The organism is Micromonospora cabrerizensis, from assembly GCF_022230955.1.
GTDB lineage: Bacteria > Actinomycetota > Actinomycetes > Mycobacteriales > Micromonosporaceae > Micromonospora > Micromonospora cabrerizensis.
This window is the reverse complement of the sequence record NZ_JAKKFI010000092.1, coordinates 1-19,966: the sequence shown is the minus strand read 5'-3', so window position 1 is coordinate 19,966 and position 19,966 is coordinate 1. Positions and strand designations below refer to the sequence as shown.

At 69.6% G+C, this 19,966-nt stretch carries 19 protein-coding genes and 1 pseudogene; 6 read left to right on the top strand and 14 right to left on the bottom strand.

From position 1 onward, the window contains the following. From LADH09A_RS25040 to LADH09A_RS25015, 6 genes and pseudogenes are all read right to left on the bottom strand, one after another. Positions 1-1,549: pseudogene (locus tag LADH09A_RS25040) on the bottom strand (hypothetical protein); the annotation flags it as partial. Continuing rightward, a complete protein-coding gene (locus LADH09A_RS25035) occupies positions 1,546-1,905 on the bottom strand; it encodes a DUF6507 family protein (protein ID WP_238647945.1) in 360 nt (119 codons plus the stop codon). The pseudogene LADH09A_RS25040 and the gene LADH09A_RS25035, both read right to left, overlap by 4 nt. A gap of 37 nt (positions 1,906-1,942) precedes the next feature. After that, a complete protein-coding gene (locus LADH09A_RS25030) occupies positions 1,943-2,248 on the bottom strand; it encodes a pore-forming ESAT-6 family protein (RefSeq protein ID WP_238647943.1) in 306 nt (101 codons plus the stop codon). 19 nt (positions 2,249-2,267) lie between these two features. Further along, on the bottom strand, positions 2,268-2,603 hold the full coding sequence (locus tag LADH09A_RS25025; RefSeq protein ID WP_238647942.1) for a hypothetical protein: 336 nt from the start codon (positions 2,601-2,603) through the stop codon (positions 2,268-2,270). A gap of 155 nt (positions 2,604-2,758) precedes the next feature. Then, the gene (locus tag LADH09A_RS25020) at positions 2,759-3,439 is read right to left on the bottom strand and encodes a class I SAM-dependent methyltransferase (protein WP_238647940.1); all 681 of its coding nucleotides are present in this window, start codon (positions 3,437-3,439) and stop codon (positions 2,759-2,761) included. 31 nt (positions 3,440-3,470) lie between these two features. Next, positions 3,471-4,958 carry an MFS transporter gene (locus LADH09A_RS25015; protein ID WP_238647938.1) on the bottom strand — a complete coding sequence of 496 codons (1,488 nt, stop codon included), beginning with the start codon at positions 4,956-4,958 and terminating at the stop codon, positions 3,471-3,473. 344 nt (positions 4,959-5,302) lie between these two features. Between LADH09A_RS25015 and LADH09A_RS25010 the strand changes: the two genes are divergently transcribed. After that, complete coding sequence (locus LADH09A_RS25010; protein ID WP_238647937.1) at positions 5,303-6,058, top strand: SDR family NAD(P)-dependent oxidoreductase; 756 nt, start codon at positions 5,303-5,305, stop codon at positions 6,056-6,058. Positions 6,059-6,187: 129 nt separating this feature from the next. Here the strand turns inward: LADH09A_RS25010 and LADH09A_RS25005 are convergent, their stop codons facing one another. Further along, entirely contained in the window at positions 6,188-6,850 is a 663-nt protein-coding gene (locus LADH09A_RS25005; RefSeq protein ID WP_238647936.1) for a type 1 periplasmic-binding domain-containing protein, read from the bottom strand. 121 nt (positions 6,851-6,971) lie between these two features. On the opposite strand from LADH09A_RS25005, the gene LADH09A_RS25000 reads away from it, so the two are divergent. The 3 genes from LADH09A_RS25000 (at position 6,972) to LADH09A_RS24990 (ending at position 11,524) form a co-directional block, all read left to right on the top strand. Continuing rightward, positions 6,972-8,249 carry a HupE/UreJ family protein gene (locus tag LADH09A_RS25000; RefSeq protein ID WP_238647935.1) on the top strand — a complete coding sequence of 426 codons (1,278 nt, stop codon included), beginning with the start codon at positions 6,972-6,974 and terminating at the stop codon, positions 8,247-8,249. Between the two features lie 144 nt (positions 8,250-8,393). Further along, entirely contained in the window at positions 8,394-10,367 is a 1,974-nt protein-coding gene (locus LADH09A_RS24995; RefSeq protein WP_238647934.1) for a purple acid phosphatase family protein, read from the top strand. An 89-nt stretch (positions 10,368-10,456) separates the two neighbouring features. Continuing rightward, positions 10,457-11,524, top strand: a complete 1,068-nt coding sequence (locus LADH09A_RS24990) for a COG1361 family protein (protein WP_238647933.1) — start codon at positions 10,457-10,459, stop codon at positions 11,522-11,524. Positions 11,525-11,537: 13 nt separating this feature from the next. On the opposite strand, the gene LADH09A_RS24985 is transcribed toward LADH09A_RS24990, so the two are convergent. Beyond that, positions 11,538-12,233 carry a YoaK family protein gene (locus tag LADH09A_RS24985; RefSeq protein ID WP_238647932.1) on the bottom strand — a complete coding sequence of 232 codons (696 nt, stop codon included), beginning with the start codon at positions 12,231-12,233 and terminating at the stop codon, positions 11,538-11,540. Positions 12,234-12,449: 216 nt separating this feature from the next. Here LADH09A_RS24985 and LADH09A_RS24980 point away from each other — a divergent pair, with 216 nt between their 5' ends. After that, a complete protein-coding gene (locus tag LADH09A_RS24980) occupies positions 12,450-13,421 on the top strand; it encodes a quinone oxidoreductase family protein (RefSeq protein WP_238647930.1) in 972 nt (323 codons plus the stop codon). Between the two features lie 4 nt (positions 13,422-13,425). Here the strand turns inward: LADH09A_RS24980 and LADH09A_RS24975 are convergent, their stop codons facing one another. From LADH09A_RS24975 to LADH09A_RS24950, 6 genes are all read right to left on the bottom strand, one after another. Next, positions 13,426-14,016, bottom strand: a complete 591-nt coding sequence (locus tag LADH09A_RS24975; protein ID WP_238647929.1) for an HAD family hydrolase — start codon at positions 14,014-14,016, stop codon at positions 13,426-13,428. 40 nt (positions 14,017-14,056) lie between these two features. Further along, positions 14,057-15,313 carry an RNA polymerase sigma factor gene (locus tag LADH09A_RS24970; RefSeq protein ID WP_238647928.1) on the bottom strand — a complete coding sequence of 419 codons (1,257 nt, stop codon included), beginning with the start codon at positions 15,311-15,313 and terminating at the stop codon, positions 14,057-14,059. A 2-nt stretch (positions 15,314-15,315) separates the two neighbouring features. Then, positions 15,316-15,663, bottom strand: a complete 348-nt coding sequence (locus tag LADH09A_RS24965) for a YciI family protein (protein WP_238647946.1) — start codon at positions 15,661-15,663, stop codon at positions 15,316-15,318. A 108-nt stretch (positions 15,664-15,771) separates the two neighbouring features. Then, positions 15,772-16,971, bottom strand: coding sequence for a low temperature requirement protein A (locus LADH09A_RS24960; RefSeq protein ID WP_238647927.1), 1,200 nt, complete (start codon positions 16,969-16,971; stop codon positions 15,772-15,774). Positions 16,972-17,067: 96 nt separating this feature from the next. Next, the gene (gene trpS / locus LADH09A_RS24955; protein WP_238647926.1) at positions 17,068-18,126 is read right to left on the bottom strand and encodes a tryptophan--tRNA ligase; all 1,059 of its coding nucleotides are present in this window, start codon (positions 18,124-18,126) and stop codon (positions 17,068-17,070) included. A 272-nt stretch (positions 18,127-18,398) separates the two neighbouring features. Next, complete coding sequence (locus tag LADH09A_RS24950) at positions 18,399-18,869, bottom strand: PRC-barrel domain-containing protein (RefSeq protein WP_238647924.1); 471 nt, start codon at positions 18,867-18,869, stop codon at positions 18,399-18,401. A gap of 170 nt (positions 18,870-19,039) precedes the next feature. On the opposite strand from LADH09A_RS24950, the gene LADH09A_RS24945 reads away from it, so the two are divergent. After that, positions 19,040-19,294: an SCO4848 family membrane protein gene (locus tag LADH09A_RS24945; RefSeq protein WP_238647923.1), complete on the top strand. Its 255-nt coding sequence runs from the start codon at positions 19,040-19,042 to the stop codon at positions 19,292-19,294. Positions 19,295-19,966 lie beyond the last annotated feature (672 nt).

The following is a 19,966-nucleotide window of genomic DNA, read 5'->3' as shown; positions in this document are numbered from 1 at the left end:
GGGCTCGCGGACAGCCGTGGAACGGCCGCGTAGGGACGGGGCGGTCGTCCTGAGCGACGGTGCGGTGCCGGGGGGGCGGGGTGTGGTCCTTACCTCGGTCAGGGATTCGCCCTTCGGGCCGGTTCCCGCCGGGGGTGTTGCCTTCGGGCAGGTTCCCGCCGGGGGTGTTGCCTTCGGGCAGGTTTCCACCCGGGGTGTTGCCCTCGGGCAGATTGCCGCCGGGGGTGTTGCCTTCGGGCAGGTTCCGGACGGGTGTGTTGTCGCCGGGCAGGTTGCCACCGGGTGTGTTGCCGGGGCCGTTGCCGGCGTCCATGTTCGTTGGGTTGCCGCCGCGGTCGTTCGGCATGTCGACGTCGAAGCCGCGCCCGACCGGCACGTCGCCAGCGATGGCCGGCACCAGCCCGAGCTGCGGGATCTGGATGTCGAACTTCTTGGCGAAGTTGATGGCGACCTCGCCCACCGTGGGCAGGTTGTCGAGCCAGTTGCCGGCGCGGACGAGCCCGGCACCGATTCGGGCGGCGGTCGCGCTGCCCCGGATGCTGTTGACCGCGGCGCCCGCACCGCGTACGCCGGAGGCGGCACCCTTGGTGCCGACGACCGCGGAGACGATGTTGAAGAAGGCGAGGCCGCCCGCCCTCGACTTGTCCTCACCCCACACGTCGTAGGCGATGATGGTCTTGCCGGCGTTGAGGAGAAGGTTGCCCGCCTCGCGCTTCTCCATGAACGGCATGCCGACCGTCTGGTCGATCACGATGGTGACCGGGTTGATGTAGATGGAGACCGCCCAGACGAACTTGCCGAGGCCCAACCAGGACTGGCCGGCGGTGCCCCAGCTCCATTCGCCCGTGGTCGGGTCACGGCCGATCAGCCCGCCGAGATCCCCGAGCATGGTGACGAAGCCTTCACCGATGCCACCGAAGAACGCGCCCACGTCACCGAGGATTCCGCGGTCGTGCTCCTCGTTGCTGCCCCACGGCAGGGCACCGTCCTCACCCGCTGCGGCGTTGAGTGTCTCGGCGTCGAAGCCGTACTCGCCCTCGTCGGCGCGGCCGTCGGCGTTGTCGGCACGGTACTGGCGGCCCCCGTAGAGGGCGTTGATCGTGTTGGCGCACTTGCGTTGCGCCTCGAAGAACGCGGCGACCTGCGTGTTCACCGCAGAGATCAAGCCGTTGTGCTGGTTGACCTTGCCCTCGTCCTCACGCCAGTCCTCGTCGTCCTTTGTCGACCCGACGAACTGCTCTGCCTGGACCTTCAGCGCCGCGAGCTGGGCCTTGATCTCCTTGACCTCGCTGGCGTACGTGGCCAGGGCGGTGCCGACGGCCTGAACGTCCTCGCCGACCGAGGCGGACACCGTGCGGACCGGCCCGGAGGCGGCGAACAGTTGTGCCGCCTCCGGCGCCTCGTATACCGCGGCCAGCCCCTGCCAGGTGGTGTCGATCGCCTGACCGGTGTTGGCGAAGTCGACACCGGTCGTCTTGATCGTCTGGGCGTGGGTGGCCAACTGCTCCATGTTGCCGGGGATCTGTGGGATCTCCCCTGGATTGATCATCGTGGCACCGCCCCACGGCCCGGCCCCGGCATCGTCGCCGAGGGGTCGGGTGCCGCCGAGGCGCTGCGTTGCGCGTTGGCGGCCATGTCCAGATCACCCTGGACATAGGCGTTGGTCGCCTGTGCCGCCGCATTTATGCACGCCCCCGTGCGAGTGAACACGAACTCGAGGTCCGTCTTGATCGAGTCAACGAAGCCCTGAAGTGCCTGGCCGACGATCTCCGAACTCGACTGGACGGCGGAGCCCTCCAGTGCCGAGTTGAATCTCGTCATCTGCCCCTCGAACGGGGCGGCCGCGGCATGGGTGCGATTCAGGACGTCGCGCACTCCACCGGGGGAGATGTCCCAGGCGCTCACGCTTGTGCTCCCTCGTCAACACTTGATGGACAACAACTCAGCCGATGGACTGCACCGCCGTGCGCGCCTTGGACAGCGTGGTCGTCGCCGTCTCGTCGTTCTTGACCATCGTGGTCTTGACCAGATCGATGATCGTGCGAACCTCGCCGGCGGCGCGGTTCCACCGATCCTCGACGGTGCGGTATTCCTCGGAGACGCCGTCGGCCTGGAAGTCGGCCATCGCGGCCGACACGTCGGCGCCGCGCTGCGAGATCACGGCCTCCAGCCGGGCGATGATCCCGGCGAGGTCACCCTGGACCTGCTGCGAGGTGCCCACGTCAAAGCTGCGTCGATCTGTGCTCATAACCTGTCACTCCCCCGGATCAGCGGCTGCTCGAGAACCTGGCCGCGTCGAAGTTGGCGGTGCCCGCCGACGACGACGCGTTGTCGGCCATCTCGGTGTCACCCTGGCCGAACGCGGAATCCATTCCGCCCTGACCGCCCAGAATCGCGCCCAGCGCGGAATTGAGAGCGGCGGTGATCGAATCGGCGTTGGCCTTGAACGAGTCGAATGCGACCCGCCCGGCACCGTTGAAGTTGCCCTGCAGCGGCTCAGCCGCAGCGATCAACTGCTTGATCAGACTGCCGAGATCATCAGACGATCCCTGAGTCTGCTTGGTGAGGCTGCCGAGAGTCTGCGCTCCCATGTCGAACTTCATGCCGCTCCTCCCCGTGCCGGGATGAATAACGTTCGCGGTCAATGCTACGTCAACCGCGCCACCCAGTTGGGGATCCACCTGCGGCGATAGATCAAATAGCGTGGGGCACCCGGCGATGACCGCGCCGCGTCCACACTGCACCGTTGGCCGGCGACTCAGCCGATCGGTGTGCCGCTCACGCAGGTGAGTACCTGCCCCTTGCCGCGGGTGGCGCTCGCCGTGGTCGTCGCGAAGCCGTGGTCCTCGAGCAGCAGCGTGGTCGAGGTGACGTTCGCAGTGGCGTGTGCGGCTGTGGGTCGCTCGCCAAAGACGTACAGCCGTCCACCAGGCGTCAGCAGGCTCCGCATCCGCTCGATCTGCTGCGTTGCGTCGCCCAGCCAGAACATGCTGACGTTCACTGCGAAGATCTTGTCGAAACGGAGTGAATCAAGGTCCGCCGACTCGAATCCGACACGTCGAATGTCAGCTCGGCCGGCGTTGATATGGGCAATGTTGCGTTTGGTGGCAAGTCGCACCATCGTCGCGGCCCGATCGATGGCCACGATCCGCCCGGTCGTGAGCCGGCTGGCGACCAGAGAGACGGCGGCTCCCCGACCGCATCCGATCTCCAGCACCGTGTCGCCGGATGCGACAGCCATCGTCTCCACCGCCCAGCGCTGCCGGTGGGCGGTCGTCGGCCGCACCGGCTCGTCCGGTGAGGGGGCGGCATCGCCGCTGGCGGAAGCCGGATGGTGGATGGGCAAAGAGCGCTTCACAACGTCACCCGTGGTGCCTGCTCCGCTCACGCATCTGATTCCACCCTGCCGGGCGAGCCGGTGCACCGTGTCCTCGATCACCGGTGGCGCGTCCAGCGCCTTGTCGCGCCGGTCAGTGCGCGGGTACGGGCGCGACGTCCGGCAGGACGTCGGCGGAGGCCTGAGCGTGCTTCGGAGCGCCGGCGTTCACCATGACCGCGGAGACCAGAGCTGCCGCGGCCACGAAGCCGACAGCGGCCCAGTACGCGGCCGAGTAGCCGTGCATCAGCGCCTGGTTCTTCTCGTGGACCTGGGCCGCTGGGCCGCCGTGCGACACCAGGTAGGTGGCGGCCGAGCTGGTCGCGATGGTGTTGAGCAGCGCGGTGCCGATCGAACCACCGACCTGCTGTGACGAGCTGATCATCGCGGAGGCGACCCCCGCGTCCCTGGGTTCGACGCCGTGGGTGGAGATGCTCATCGCGGGCATGAACGCGGTGCCGATGCCGAGCCCGATCACCGCTTCGGCGAACGCGATCTCCAGGAAGGCGCTGTCCGCGTCGAGCAGGGCGAGCAGGACGAGACCGACCGCTGTGACGAGGTAGCCGCCGACCATGATCGGCCGGGGGGCCATCCGGTGCGCGAGCCGGGCGCCGATCTGGGTGGCCCCGATGGCCTGCGGCACCGCCATCGGCATGAACGCCAGGCCCGCCAGGACCGGTGACCATCCCTTGACCTGCTGGAAGTAGTAGCTGAGCAGGAGGAACATGCCGAACATGCTGACGATGGCAAGACCGACCGAGAGGTACGCGGCGGCCCGGTTGCGTTCGGTCAGGACGCGCAGCGGCAGCAGCGGGGACGTTACTCGCGTCTGCACCAGGATGAAGGCCGCCAACAGCAGCACGCCCGCGGTGAACGACCCGATGGTCACGCTCGACGACCATCCGCGGCTCTCGGCGACACCGAAGCCGTAGACCAGGCCGACGAGTCCGAGGCTGGCCAGCACCACGCCGGGAATGTCGAGCCGGGAACGGTGCCGCTCCCCGTCGTCGTGGACGGTGCGACTGCCGCCCAGGATTCCGATGATCGCGACCGGGACGAGGACGAACATCGAGAAACGCCAGTTCAGATACTGGGTGAGCAGACCCCCGACGATCAGACCGACCGCTCCACCGGCGATCGACACCGCGCTGAACACACCGAAGGCCTTCGCCCGTTCTCTTGGCTGCGGAAAGGACAGGGAGAGCAACGCGAGCGCGGCCGGCGCGAGCAGAGCCGCGAACACACCTTGCAACGCCCGCGCGGTCAGCAGCATCGCGGCGTTGACCGCCAGGCCGCCGATCGCCGAGGCGATCGCGAACCCAGCCAGCGCGGTCAGGAAGACACGCTTGCGCCCGACCATGTCACCGATCCGGCCACCGACCAGCAGCAGGCCGCCGAAGGCGAGACCGTACGCGGTGACCACCCACTGCCTGCTCCCGTCAGTGAAGTGCAGCGCCTGCTGCGCCGAGGGGAGCGCGATGTTCATGACGGCGCCGTCGAGCACCACCATCAGTTGGGCGATGGAGATGAACAGCAGGGCCTTCCACCGCTGGGACTGGGGAGCGGCGTGGCGTGTGGGCATGACGTTCCTTAAGGGCAATTTGTGGGTATTTACACGACTCGCCCAACGCTAGCGAGGTTATGGAACGACCGCCACAGAATGTGCCTCCGATTACAGCCGCTTGGGCTGGGAATTGATTCGGCAAAAGAAGGTTTACGCGCCCAGAACGGACCGCATCACGCTGAAAACCCAGCGGCCGCCCCGCCCCTGTGAGTGGCGTTACTTTGTCGAACGTTCCAGAAAAGGCTAGCGTTCCGCCTCGTGAAGTCCTGCGGGCCGGCCGGACACGTCCGACCCCTCCGGCACCCGTGGACTTCGATCCCGAGCCGCGCGGCGGCTGACCAGTCGAGTGAACGGAAGACGAGATGTCCGGACGGTTGGAAGCAAAGGTGCTGGTCGTGACCGGCGGCACGCAGGGCATGGGCCTGGCGTTCGCGCAGCGGGCGGCCACCGAGGGTGCCCGGGTCGTCATCGGCGCCCGGGACAAGGCCCGGGGCGAGGAGGTGGCAGCGCAGATCAGGAACGCGGGCGGCAGCGCGCTGTTCGTACCCACCGACGTGACGGTCGAGGAGGAGATGGCGCGTCTCGTCGACAGCGCGGTGTCGGAGTTCGGGCGGCTGGACGGTGCGTTCAACAACGCCGGCGGCGGCCCGATGGCCAGCGTGCGCGAGGCCGACAGCGCCGACTGGCACCGGTCGCTCGCTCTCAACCTGACGAGCGTGTTCTACGGCCTCAAGTACGAGATCCCGGCGATCATCGCCTCCGGCGGTGGGGCGATCGTCAACAACGCCTCCGTCTCCGGTGTGAAGGGTGACCCGACGCAGGCCGCCTACAACGCCTCGAAGCATGGGGTGATCGGTCTGACGCGCTCGGCGGCCCTCGACGTGGCGCGCTCCGGTGTGCGGGTCAACGCCCTCGTCACCGGCCTTATCGACACTCCGCTCTGGCAGAACGTCGTCAGCCAGGCCCCGTCGACCGCGGAGCGGTACCTGTCGATGCAGCCGACCGGGCGGGCCGGCACGTCCGACGAGGTAGCGGCGCTCACCACGTTCCTGCTCAGTGACGAGGCCACGTTCATCAGCGGCGCGTCCATCGCCATCGACGGTGCCCTCACCGCCTGAGGCACCGAGGCCCGGTCCGGGGCGGCGAGGTCAAGCGGCCGCCACCCCGGACCGTGCAGTGGGTGCCAGCATCAGGCCCGGCGCGGAGGCCGCAGACCTCCGTGCCGGGCCCTGCGGCACGGACGAGCGTCAGAGCCAGACGACGATCCCGGTCAGTTTGTTGAGGACAGCGGCCACGCCCGCCCGGATGGCCGCCGCGCAGCGCTCGGCGGTGAAGGAGTTCGGGTCGTACGTCGAGGACGCGCCCAGCCCTTCCCCGCGGAACGACGCGCCGTCCCAGTCGACGGCAGTGACGTTGTGGGTGGGTTCGGCCAGTTCCGCGCCCACCACCAGGAAATTCTCGTCCAGGTGGCTCGGGGTGACCAGCGCGAGAGGGTCGATGAGGCCGTTGCCCGCGCCGACGATGAGGTCCGGGCCCATCTCCATGGCCTTGGCGATGCTGGGAACGGCGTCGTGCGCAGAGCCGACGACGATCGTCCGGAGGTCGACGTGCTCGTCGTCGGCCCACTCCTTGACGGCTGTCACGAGAACCTTGGTCGGGTTGTCGTCCCCGGAGGTCAGCAACACCACCCGGTAGTCCTTCGGCGGGTGGACGCCGTCCCAGGAGCCCGGCTGCGGCGTGATCGTTGCCTCGGGGGCGGGTGTGGTGGAGGGCGCGACGAACCCTGGGCCGAGAGTGCCGATGGCGATGGGCTCGGGGTGTGGCTGTGACCAGTCGTCGCCGGAGTCGCAACCGGTGATCAGCGCGGCGGTCGCGGCCAGCAGGGCAACGGCCCGGAGCGGGGGGCGCAAGGCGATCGTCCTCTCGAGTGATGCGGAAAGTGCGCGTAGTTCCTCGTATTCCTATCTCAATTCCGGTCGCCAACTATCCGTGGCTGGGCGCTCGGGGCCTTTGTTTTCCGGCGGTTCGTCGGTGTGCGGGCTGGTGTTCACCCGCGCCGTGCAACGTGCACTGGCCAACCGAGGGAGTCGCATGTCAGGCCGGGTCCGCCGTACCGTAATCGTCACCGCTGTCGGGATCGCCGCAGCGGTGATTCCCTTTCTGGGCGCCGGAACGGCGTCCGCGCACGGCTTTTCGTCGACCGCGTACGCGAAAATCTCGGCGGGAGACGAGGGTCACATTCGCACGAGGGTGGAGCTCGAATACGACCTTCTCGTGGTGTCCGCCGCCGATTCCGGTGACGACGATCCGTTCTTCCAGGCGGGAACGGCCGCTTTCGAGGCGGGCGACGCCACCGCCCAGGCGACGGCCCTGAAGAGCCATGCCTCGACGGTCCTGGCGTACGTCGCCGACCGCTTCTCGGTCACGTCGGGACGTGCCGCCTGCCAGCCGACCCAGGTGGGTGACGCGACGATCGGCGAGCGCGAGGGCGTGCCCTACGCGGATCTGCTGCTGGACTGGACCTGCCCTGAGCAGGCCGACGAGCATGAGGTGCGGAGCGGTCTCTTCCCCGATGGCGAGGGCTACGTCAAGGGCACCAAGACGATCGTCACGTACGAGATCGACGGCCGGTCGGGCAGCGCGGCACTCGACGCCGACCACCCGACCTTCTCGACCGGGCAGGCCTGGTACCAGCGGTTCGGCGAGTTCTTCCTACTGGGGGCCGAGCACCTGCTCTCCGGGATCGACCACATCCTGTTCCTGCTGGCGCTGATCGCGGGATCGCGGCGCCTACGCGAGATCGTGCTCGCGGCCACCAGCTTCACCCTGGCGCACTCGGTGACGTTCATGCTGGCCGCCCTCGGCCTGGTCGAGGTGCCGGCGGCGATCGTGGAGCCGATCATCGCGTTGTCGATCGCCGTCGTCGCTGGCTGGCACCTGTGGGGGATCTGGCGGCGCGGTGCGCACGCGGCCGACCTGGAGGCGGCCGGCGACGGTCACTTCAGCCTGGACCGCGCCGGCTGGATCCGTCTCGGGGTGGTGTTCTGCTTCGGCCTGGTGCACGGGCTGGGCTTCGCCGGCGCGTTGGGCATCGACGAGGCGTGGTCGTGGACCCTGCTGTGGTCGCTGCTGGTGTTCAACGTCGGCATCGAGGTTGTCCAGTTGTCGATTATCGCCGTCGTCTTTCCGCTGCTGCTCGTGCTGCGCCGCCGTGCGCCGAAAACCGGCCTCTGGGCGACCGGAGTTGTTTCGGCGGCCGTGTCCATTATGGGGTTGGTCTGGTTTGTCCAGCGCGTTTCCGGGTCCTGAGTAAGGCTAAGTAGTTCGCGAAGTGCAGTCTTTAGCAAGATCACGTTCATGGTTGGTTCACCAGGCGGCGAAAGCGTGGAATTGCTTCCCCAGCGTCGGGTGAAGGCACAATCCATTTCTCTATTTGAAAAGGGAACAATGTCGATGACATTGAGCACCTCGACACGGGCCTCGGCGCTCGTGCGGCGGCGCCTGGTCGCCGGGGTCGCAGCCGGTCTCCTCGGAATGGGCGCGGCCCTCGGTAGTGGCCTGATGGCCACCGCGAGCGCGGCCGAGTCCACCACGATCACCGGTGTGGTCCTCGGCGTCGGCGCCAACGAGACCCAGCGCATCGTGAGCTGGTACTCCTCGGCCGACACCGCGCAGAAGATCCAGCTCGCCCCGACCGCCGAGATCGTCAACGGTGAGTTCCCGGCCGGCGCCCTCAGCTTCGACGCCGTCGGTGCGGCGAACACCTCCACCACCGGCTTCAACCGGCACGCCACGATCAGCAACCTGCGGGAGAAGACGGCCTACTCGTACCGGGTCGGCGCCGAGGGCAGCTGGTCTCCGACGTACGCCTTCAAGACGCAGGACTTCGAGGGCGACTACGACTTCCTATTCTTCGGTGACCCCCAGATCGGCTCCTCCGGTGACCGGCTGAAGGACCAGGCCGGCTGGGAGGACACCCTGAAGGTGGCCACGGCGGCCAACCCGAACGCCGAACTGCTGGTGTCCGCCGGCGACCACGTCGAGAGCGCCAACGACGAGGGGCAGTGGACCTCGTTCCTGGCCCCCGAGCAGCTGCGTCAGATCCCCCTCGTGGCCACCATCGGCAACCACGACGTCGGTGGCAAGTCGTACGAGCAGCACCACTTCACCCCGAACACCGACCGCTCGTCCGCGTACTACAACGGGGACCAGGCGACGCGTTCCGGCGGTGACTACTGGTTCATCCACAAGGACGTGCTGTTCATCGACCTGAACAGCAACAGCTACGTCAACCCGGCGGACGGCTCCGCCGGCGGCGACGCGGCCCACGTCGCGTACGTCACCGACGTCATCAACAAGCACGGCTCCGAGGCCAAGTGGAAGGTGCTGGTCTACCACCACTCCATCTACTCGCCGGCCAGCCACGCGACCGACACGGACAACAAGCAGCGCCGCGAGGACTTCACCACCGCGTTCTCCAACCTCGGTGTCGACATGGTGCTGCAGGGTCACGACCACAGCTACACCCGCAGCTACTCCATCAAGAACGGGCAGAAGGAGAACCCGGCCGAGAAGCCGGGTTCTGCCGACGTGTTCCCCGGCCCGGGTGGCGTCATCTACGTGACGGCCAACTCGGCCTCCGGCTCGAAGTACTACGACATCAAGAAGCCGGACAACACCGGCACCGGCATCCGCGGCAACGGCCCGGACCCGCTGGACCCGGACAAGTACTGGTACAACTCCGTGCAGAACCAGGAGCACGTCCGCAGCTACGTCAAGGTGCAGGTTCGCGGCGACAAGCTGGTGCTCGCGAACGTCCGCAGCGGCACCTGCGCGGCGCCGAACGCGGCCGTCGAGAAGGGCCTCTCCTGCGTCAACACCCCGGACGGCCAGCCGGTCGGCTCGATCGTCGACAACGTGACCGTGCACCCGTTCCACGGTGACGGCCAGGCCATCCAGGTCAACGTGCCGACCCCGGCTCCGGGCGAGTTCGGCTGGACGATCGACGGCTACAACGGTCTGGTCGACCTGGGCACCGCGCAGGAGCGTGACGGCACCTACTTCCAGGCCAACGGCAAGATCAACCCGATCCTCGTGTCGGACAGCCGCCGCTCGCTCGCCCCGTGGTCGATCTCGGCCAACGTCGGCGACTTCCAGGACGCCGACAAGACGTTCTCCGGCTCCTACCTCGGTTGGAACCCGTACGTGCTCGACGCCGGCGTGGGCGCCGAGGCCGGTGCCCCGGTCCTGTCGTCCCTCGACGACCAGGGCAAGGGCCTGTCGGTCTCCAGTGCCCTCGCCGCGGCCGCGCAGGGTCACCCGCGCGGCGGCGCCAAGCTCGGCGCTGACCTGGACCTGAAGATCCCGGACAGCATCGCGAAGGGTAGCTACCGCACCACCCTCACGATCACTGCGCTGAGCAGCTGACCGGACCGTTCCACTCGGCGGGGTAGGCACCTTCGGGGCCTACCCCGCCACCGGTTCACCCACTACCAAGATCACCACAAGGACTCGAGATGCAACCGTCCGTAACGCGCTGGAAGACAGCCCTTCGTACCACCGCGCTCTCCCTGCTCGCCGTCGTCGCAGCCGTGGGCGTCGGTGCCGGCCCCGCCTCGGCGGCGGACGGTAACGTCGCCTGGACGGTCCGGACAGCCTCCAACGGCTACGGCGAAGCCCGGTCCAGCTACAGCTACAACGTCAATCCCGGTGGTGCCGTCGAGGACGCCATGGTCGTGGCCAACCGTGGCCCGTCGCCGCTGACCCTGTCCGTGTACGCCGCCGACGGCTTCACCACCGACGCGGGTCAGCTCGACCTGCTCACCAGGGACAAGAAGTCGGTCGCGATCGGCGCCTGGGTGAAGCCGAACGCCGGCAGTGTCGTGATCCAGCCCGGGAAGACCGCGCAGGTCCCCTTCAAGGTCAGCGTTCCGGAGAACGCCACACCCGGGGACTACGTCGGTGGCATCCTCACCACGCTGACCCAGGCCGACCAGGCCGAGGGGATCAACGTCGACCGGCGACTCGGCATCCGGATCAAGTTGCGGGTCGGCGGCGAGCTGAAGCCGAACCTCGCGATCGAGGACCTGCACGTGGCGTACGACGGCCCGGCCAACCCGTTCGGCAAGGGTGACGCCACCATCACCTACAAGGTCCACAACGTCGGCAACGCGGCCCTGTCCGGGCAGCAGGCGCTGTCGGTCTCGGGTCCGTTCGGGTTGCTGCGGGTACGGGCCAGGGACGTCGCCGCGCCGCCGGAGCTGCTCCCGGGTGAGAGCTGGAACGTGACGGTGCCCGTGCACGGCGTCGCCCCCGCCATCTCGCTGGCCGCGACCGCGACCCTCACGCCGCTGCTCACCGACGCCTCGGGCTCCACCACCTCGCTCAAGCCGGTCACGGTCAGCGCGCACGGCTGGGCCCTGCCGTGGACGCTGGTGCTGGCGCTCGTCGTGCTGATCGCCGCGCTCGTCGGGGCGTACCTGTACCGGCGTCGCAACCGGACGCAGCGCAAGGTGCGCGAGGACGCCCGGGTGCGCGACGCCGTCGCCCAGGCGCTGCGTGGTCAGGAGCCGCAGACGTCCTGAGCCCTGGCTTTCGTCAGCGCGGCTGGCGGTGGTCGTCGGCGGCGACCGCGCGGCGGGTCAGGCCGACGGCGACCGCGATCACCGCGATCACCAGCACCACCGCCAGCGCCGGTGCCCAGGTCGGGGCCGTGCGCAGCAGCACCGTGCCGAGCACGGCGCCGAGCACCAGCCCGGACAGCCGGCCGACGCCACCCACGTCGGCGAACCGGTGCGGGTCGACGATGCGACGTCGGACCAGCTCGGTCAGCGAGCCGGTCAGGTAGGTGGTCGACGCGCCCTTCACTCCGGCACCAACGGTGATCACGCTCTGGATGCCGCTCGACACGGCCGCCATCGCCAGCAGCACGAGCCCGAAGCCGTACCCGGGACGCGCCGAGCAGGCGAGCCAGCCCACCGCGAAGCCGAGCAGCAGCACGGCCTCGACCGAGGTCACCACCGCGGTACGGCCGTTCCACCCCGGCGGGGTGCGGCGCAGCGGCAGCGTGGCGGCGGCCACCCCCACGGCGTAACCACCGACCGCCACCACCGCACCCATCAGCGAGCGGGCGTCCGCCGTGGCGAGCGCGTGGCCGAAGTGCACCAGGTTGCCGGTGACCACGCTGGCGAAGTACCCGTTGAGCCTGGTCAGGCAGATCACGTCGATGCAGCCGGAAGCCGCGGCCAACGCCACCAGGAGCCAGGCCGTGGCCCGCGTCGAAGGAGCGTGCACGGTGCTCCTCCCGGTCGGTCCCGTTACCAGCGCGACGGTCGCGCACGCCCGGCGCCAGGCGGCTCCGGGTACGCAGCCATTCCCGTGCCCGCTGCGACTACGCCCGCCGAGGCCGGACGATCGCCCTTGTGGGTGAACGGCACCCGGCACCGGGGTCACGACTGTCCCCGAGCCGGCATGCTGCGACGGTGACGCCGGCACGGGAGGGGAATCCACATGGTTGACGGGGATGTGCCAGAGCGGATGCAGGCCGCGGCCCTGGACGACTTCGGCGGGCCGGAGGTGATCACCCTCCGCAAACTGCCGATCCCCGAGATCGCCGACGACGAGGTGCTGATCAAGGTCTGGAGCGCTGGCGTGGGGGTGTGGGACGTGTACGAGCGGCAGGGTGTGCTCGTACCCGAAGGCTCGGCCCTTCCGATCGTGCCCGGCTCCGACGGTGCCGGCACCGTCATCGCGGCCGGCGGCAAGGTGTCCAACGTCGCGGTCGGCGACCTGGTCTACGTCTCCGCCACCACCCGGCCGAAGGGTGGCTTCTACGCCGAGTACGCGGCGGTCAAGGCGCAGTACGCGGCCAAGGTGCCCGACGGCGTACCGGCGGAGCACGCCGGGGCCATGCCCACCGACGCGCTGACCGCGCTGGCTGGACTCGACACCGTCAGCCTCTCCACCGGCGACTGGCTGCTGATCTTCGGTGCGAGCGGCGGTCAGGGTCACCTGGCCGTGCAACTGGCCAAACGGCAGGGACTGAACGTGATCGCCGTGGCATCCGGGGCGGACGGCGTCGCGCTGGTGACCCGGCTCGGTGCCGACGTGTCCCTCGACGGCCACGCGGACATGACCGACGTGCTGGCCCGGATCCGGGACGCGGCGCCGGGCGGGGTGAAGGCGATCCTGGCGATGGCCGGCGGTGCGACCCTCGACCAGCTCACCGAGGCGCTGGCCGACGGCGGGGTGGTCGCGTTCGCCCACGGGGTGCAGCCGGAACCGCAGGAACGACCGGGCGTCACGGTGCGGGCCTACGACGGCGAGTCGAGCCCTCGACAGTTGCAGCGCCTCAACGAACTCATCGAGGCGGGGCCGTTCGTGGTGCACGTCGCGGAGAAGTTCCCACTGGGCAAGGTGCGGGACGCGCACCAGCGCCTGGAGACCTCCTACGCCGGCAAACTGCTGCTGACGGTGGCCTGAGACCTCAGGGCGTGCGCTGCTGCGGCACGCGTACCGAAGCCATCCCGGCCGCCGTCGCGGCCTGGATGCCCAGGTCGGTGTCCTCGAAGACCAGGCACGACTCCGGGGGTACGCCGAGGTGCTCCGCCGCAAGCAGGAATGCCTGCGGGTCGGGCTTGGCCCGCGTGTAGTCGTCGGCGCAGACCAGCACGTCGAACCGGTCCAGCAGACCGAGCGCGTCGAGGGAGGCGGTGACCGACGCGCGGGTGCTGCCGGAAACGACGGCGAACGGGACCCGCCGGTGCGCGTCGTGAATGTGCGCCAACACCTCGGGCACGGCGGCGAGCTGCGGCAGCAGCTCCTCGTAGTAGCTCTCCCGACGCTCGACGACCGTCGCCACCGGCATGGTCAGACCCTGCTGCTCGTTGAGGGCGACGATGATGTCGGCGGTCGGCCGGCCACCCCAGGCGTAGAAGAGGTCCTCCGGGAACTCGCAGCCCCACTCGTCCAGGGCCCGCCGCCAGGCCAGGTAGTGCAGCGGCATCGAGTCGACGATCGTGCCGTCGCAGTCGAACAGGTACGCGGCGAACTCACCAGGAGGCAGAGGCAGACTCACCGGGGAAGGGTACAGCGCGCCGCGGGCCACCGGGTTCCGCTCACGGGCTCGTGACGGCTGCCAACTGGCGGAGCAGGAACGCCCGTTCCGGTTCGGTGCCGACCAAGGCCAGCGCGCTGCGGTACGCCGCGGCGGCCTCGTCGTACCGGCCGAGCCGGCGCAGCAGATCGGCCCGCGCCGCCGGATAGGGGTGGTGGCCGCGCAGGCGCGGCTCGTCGGCCAGCTCGTCGAGCAGGGCGAGCCCCACCTCCGGGCCGTCCCGCATGGCCACCGCGGCGGCCCGGTTCAGCGCGACGACCGGTGAGGGCAACAGGGTGAGCAGGACGTCGTAGAGCGCCACCACCTGCGGCCAGTCGGTGCTGGCCACGTCGGCGGCCTCGTCGTGCAGCGCGGCGATGGCGGCCTGCACGCCGTACGGGCCGGGCGCCGGGCCGGTCAGCGCGACCACCACCAACTCGGACCCCTCCTCGATCATGGGGCGGTCCCAGCGCCCGCGATCCTGGTCGTCGAGAAGGACCATGGCGCCATCCGGCCCGGTACGCGCGTCCCGGCGGGCGTGGACGAGCAGCATCAGGCCGAGCAGCCCGGCGACCTCCCGCTCGGCGGGCAGCAGCCGACGCAGGATCCGGCCCAACCGGATCGCCTCCTCGGCCAGGTCGATCCGTTGCAGATCCGGGCCGGAGCTGGCGGCGTACCCCTCGGTGAAGACCGAGTAGACGGCCTGGAGCACCGTGGGCAGTCGACCGGGCAGCTCGTCGTCGCCGGGCACCCGGAACGGGATGCGCGCGTCCCGGATCTTCCGCTTGGCCCGGACCAGCCGTTGGGCCATGGTCGCCGGTGGCACCAGGAAGGCCCGCGCGACCTCGGCCGTGGTGAGGCCGGCGAGGAACCGCAGCGTGAGTGCTCCCCGGTCCTGCGCGGCCAGGGCCGGGTGTGCGCAGGTGAAGAAGAGCGCCAGCCGGTCGTCGGGCAGATCGCGGTCCGCGTCGGCGGGAGGCGCGTGGTCGGCCCGCTCGGCCTCCGCGCGGAGCACGGCCAGCCGCGTGGCCAGCACCCGGTCGCGACGCAGCCGGTCCACCGCTCGACGTCGAGCCGTGGTGAGCAGCCAGGCCCCCGGCCGGCTCGGTACGCCGTCGGTCGGCCAGTGCGTCAGCGCCGCCTCGATGGCCTCGGAAGCGACCTCCTCGGCCAGGTCCAGGTCACCGAAGCGGCGCACGAGCGAGGCGAGCAGTCGGCCGCGCTCCTCCCGGAAAACCGCCTCCACCGACGACCCGACGGCTGCCCTCTCACCCGGCACGGTCAGGCCTGCATGTCGATCTCGAAGATCGGACGGACCTGGACCGACCCGGTGCCGACCGCCCCGGGACTGCGAGCCGCCCAGTCCAACGCGGCGTCGAGGTCCGGTACGTCGATGACGTCGTACCCGCCGAGCAGCTCACGGGTCTCGGCGAACGGCCCGTCGGTGATCGCACGCTCGCCGTCCGGGCCGACCTGCACGGTCGTGCAGGTGGTCAGGTCCTGCAAGGGGTGCCCGGAGACCCAGACCCCGGCGTCCTTCATCTCCCGGTCGTAACGGATCCAGTCCTCGAAACTGCACCCGTTGTCGACGACCTCACCGTCGACCATGGGGCTCATGAACAGCAGCATGTACTTCACGTTTCGGCTCCTCTCGGTGCGGCGTGTCGCCGTACAGCATGACGACGAACGACACCCCGGGATGTCGACACGGCGGATCGGGTTTTTCCGAGCCGCTGTTCACACGAGGCCCGGCTGTGCCGGGTCGCGTCGGTCCACCCGTCGCTCGAACCAGGTGACCCCGATCAGGAAGACGGTCAGCAGGGCGAGCGCCGCCAACGGGGGCAGGGATCGGCCGATCGGCAGCAGGGCCAGCGGCAGCAGCGCGGCGACGACCTGCGTCGGGTGGACGACGCGTACGGTCAGTCGGCGGAAGACCAGCCTGCTGATCAGGTAGACGGCTGCCCCTCCGTAGAGCGCGGTGGCCGCCTCCCAGCCCAGCGGGTCGGAGTGCCGGGACTCCTCGCTGAGCCGGCTGATCACCTCCTCGATGCCGAGCGCGACGTAGATGGCGCCGATGATCAGCGGGGAGTGCCCGATGCCGTACGCGTCGCCGGCCACGCCGGCCCGTCGCTCGTCCGGCACCCTGGCGACGGCCTGCCTCGCGGCGGGCGCCAGCCGGTCGAAGTAGAGCCACCACAGGCAGACCGTGCTGGTGAGGCCGAGCAGCGCGGCCAGCACCGCCGCACCGACGGGCGCCATCGTCCGTGGCCCCGCACCGGCGGAGATCAGCGACTCACCCAGCGCGATGATGAGCACCAGGCCGAAGCGCTCGGTGAAGTGGTCCACGCTGCGCAGTTGCCAGGGCCGGAAGGCGGAGGCGACCCGGGCACCGCCGATGTCCACCAGCAGCGCGACCGTCCAGAGCGCCGTCTGGGCCGCGCCACCGAGCAGCGCGCCGCCGATCAGCGGGAGCCACGCCAGCACCACCGGCACGGTGAAGAAGCGCAGCGTCGAACGCAGGGGCGGGTTCGTCGCGCTCACCCAGTACAGGACCACGAGCTGCACCGCCCGGCCCACGACGTAGGCCAGGGCGAGAGCGAGCGGTGCGTCCAGGAACTCCGGACCCTGTCTCCACGCGTCCGGCAGCACCAGCGCGGCCACGAAGATCGCCGCCATCGCGACCAGGGTCGCCGCGCGGACCAGGCCGACGTCCGCGCGGACCAGGTTTCCCACCCAGGTGTACGGCCCCCAGGAGTAGAGCAGCAGCAGAAGGAGCAGCAGCCCCTGGGCCAGGGTCAGCGCGGTCGGCGACCCGGCCATGAACGTGATGACCCGGGTGAGCGCGAAGACGAAGACCAGGTCGAAGAAGATCTCGAACATCGTGGTCCGGTGCGGCCCCGCAGCCGGCACCGGACGCACGTCGAAAATCCCCCTCATCCTGGCATTCTGCCCAGGTTGGTCGACGGTTCATCCCGTCTTCCCGCCGGGTGCCCCCGCACCTGGTGGCGGTGGCGCCCCACCGGGTGCCCGGCCTCAGGCCGAGGCGTCGGTCCGCCGCCGGCTCCGCTCGGCCCGCCGCCGTACCTGCTGGTACGCGCCGGTCAGCCCCATCGCCCGGCGTACCTCGACCAGGGTCTGGCGTACCTCCAGGCGGGTCCGCTCCGTGCCCTCGACGATCAGCCGGTCGACCAACCCCCGGTCGGCCTCGATCTCGGCCCGGCGCTTTCGGATTGGCGCCAGGAAACCTTCGAGCGCGGCCACCAGCCGTTCCTTGACCTCCACGTCACCCACCCGCCCGGACCGGTAACGCCGGGCCAGGTCGGCCACCTCGTCGCGGTCCGGATTGAAGACCTCGTGGTACGCGAACACCGGGTTGCCCTCCACCGTGCCCGGCACGTCGGCGCGTACCCGGTTGGGGTCGGTGTACATGCCGAGCACCTTCCGACGCACCGTGGCGGCGTCATCGGAGAGCGCGATCGAGTTGCCCCGGCTCTTGCTCATCTTGGCCGCGCCGTCGGTGCCCACCAGGCTCGGCGTGTCCGCCGCGATCAGTTCGGGCACCGGGAAGACCGGCCCGTAGAGGTGGTTGAACCGTCGTGCGATCTCCCGGGTCACCTCGACGTGCGCGGCGTTGTCCCGACCGACCGGGACCACCTCGCCCTTGACGCAGAGGATGTCCGCCGCCTGGAGCACCGGATAACCCAGCAGCCCGTACGGCATCTCCTCCTTGCCCGCGTCGCGGGCCATGTCCTTGAGCGACGGCACCCGTTCCAGCCGGGGGACGGTCACCAGGTTCTGCAGCAGGGTGTTGAGGTCGCCGACCTCCGGGATGGCCGACTGGAGGTAGAACGTGGCCCGCTCCGGGTCGACGCCGGCGGCGAGGATGTCGGTGACCATCTCCCGGGCGTTGCCGGAAACCTGGTCGATGTCCTCGCGGCGGTTGCGCGTGGTGAGCATGTGCAGGTCGGCGATGATGAAGAAGCTCTCGTAGCGTCGGTGCAGCCGCACCCGATTGGCGATGCTGCCGACGTAGTGGCCGAGATGAAGGCGGCCGGTGGGCCGGTCGCCGGTGAGCATTCGTGCGACGGACATGGTGGGTGCCTCTCGTGTCCGAGGTGGGGTCATGCGTGGGCGCGCGCCGAGCGGGCCCGACGTGCAGGCCCCCTCGGTCAGCGGGATCGACTCAGCGAGCCGTCCGCCATCGCGCGCCGGCGCGGTATCGCAGACCACCGGCACGGAGGACGTTCAGAAGTTGCTCACGGCCGTCGCCGGAGCTGGTCGGGATCCTGGGCGCCGCACCGAGCGGGAGGCCGTCGACCTTGTCGACCGCCTCCGACGCGCAGCTGCCCATCCGGACCACGGACTCAGATTACCCGCAGGACGGCACCGGGCGGGGGAAGGTGACCGTCGGCGTAGTAGCTGCCGACGCGCTCCCGGTACTCCGGATCGGCCGGGTCCGCATCGAACGGCGGCGCGTCCTTGATCTGCTGCTTGGTCCGGTCGACGTGCACGACGCGTTCCTGGTGGTCCACCCGCTCCACGGTGCCGGCGGGTAGCAGCACCTTCTGGCCGAAGATCCAGGGGCCGGTGTCCACCACCAGGTACCCGGAATCCGCCTCGTTGCTCGCCTCGTCGATGGTGCCGATGCGCCCGTCACTGGCCTCCACCTGGTAGCCCACCAGGTCCACCGGCGTGCCGGGGCCGGGAGCGTCCGGACCGTCGTGCCCACCGTCCTGGTCGTCGGGCGGGGTGACCGAGGGGGTGGTCCGCGTGTATCCGCCAGCGAGGGCGGACGGGTCACGCCAGGCCCAGGGGTTGAAGATCGAGGGTTGCATCGGGCACCTCCGGGGGGACGGTCCTCAGCTGTCCTGTTTCGAAGTGCCCATCCCGCTGCCGTCGGAAACAGTCGGCTCCCGCTGCGGCTGGGTCTCTGCGGAACGCCCGGTGTGGGCGCGTCTGCGCTGAGCGGCCCGGTGAACAGGGTGCGCTGGCATACTCGCCTGCCATGGTGCTGTCGCGAGGGTGGGCTGTCTTCCTGGTCGGGGTCGGGGTCTGGACCTGGGTGATCTGGCCGAGGTTCGCGGTCGCGATCTGGCAGGACCCGCGGTCCTGGGCGTCCGGCATGGTGGGTGACGGTGCCGCCACGAGCTTCCTGTGGGTGCACGCGCTGCTGATCGCGGCTTCTCTGGCCATTGGTACGACGGTTGGTGTGCTCGGCATCCGGGCCTGGTTCGCCGCGCGTCGGCGACAGGCCTCCTGACCTGCCCCCCAGCGGCTGTTTCGGAGCGGGTCGGGGGTCCGTCCGCACCGGGCAACCGGCCGAGAACGCGAATGTGACGCGCGCCGCTACCCGTGGATTTGACGATCAAACCCGCGGACGCGTAACTTTCTCTCTGTCAGCGCGGAACGGGGCAAACGGGACGAAAGTTCTGAGGCCAAGAACCGGGCTGGCAGCCGGGTCAAGCAGGGGTTCGCTCCTGCGAGACGCGGTCCGGGCGGGGCTTGCCGGATCGGCCGCGAGGCGGATTTGGTGCGGCGAAGCCGACCGGGTAAGGTTCACGACCGGCAGGGCACCGGGCGAGACTGCGGGAAACCGCAGCGGCCGGTCTGCCAAATCCGACGACCTGACGCAGCGGTCCGCTGCTGCGTGAGTGCGCCGGTGCCAACCCGTACGAAGCACGACAGACCGGTACACACGGTTTGACACGGCGAAGACGGTGAGGTAACGTAGTAAAAGTGCCCGGCGCGAGAGCGGCGGGGACACAGAACGAAAAGCCCCGGTTGGGGTTCCACTGAGGTGGGGCTTCTGGTCGGTGTGTGGTTGTTCTTTGAGAACTCAACAGGGTGCTTGTAAAGCCAGTGCCAATTATGATTTATACCCCGGACTGGTCAGTTTTTCTGGCTGGTTGGGATTCCTTTGGCAACATTTTTT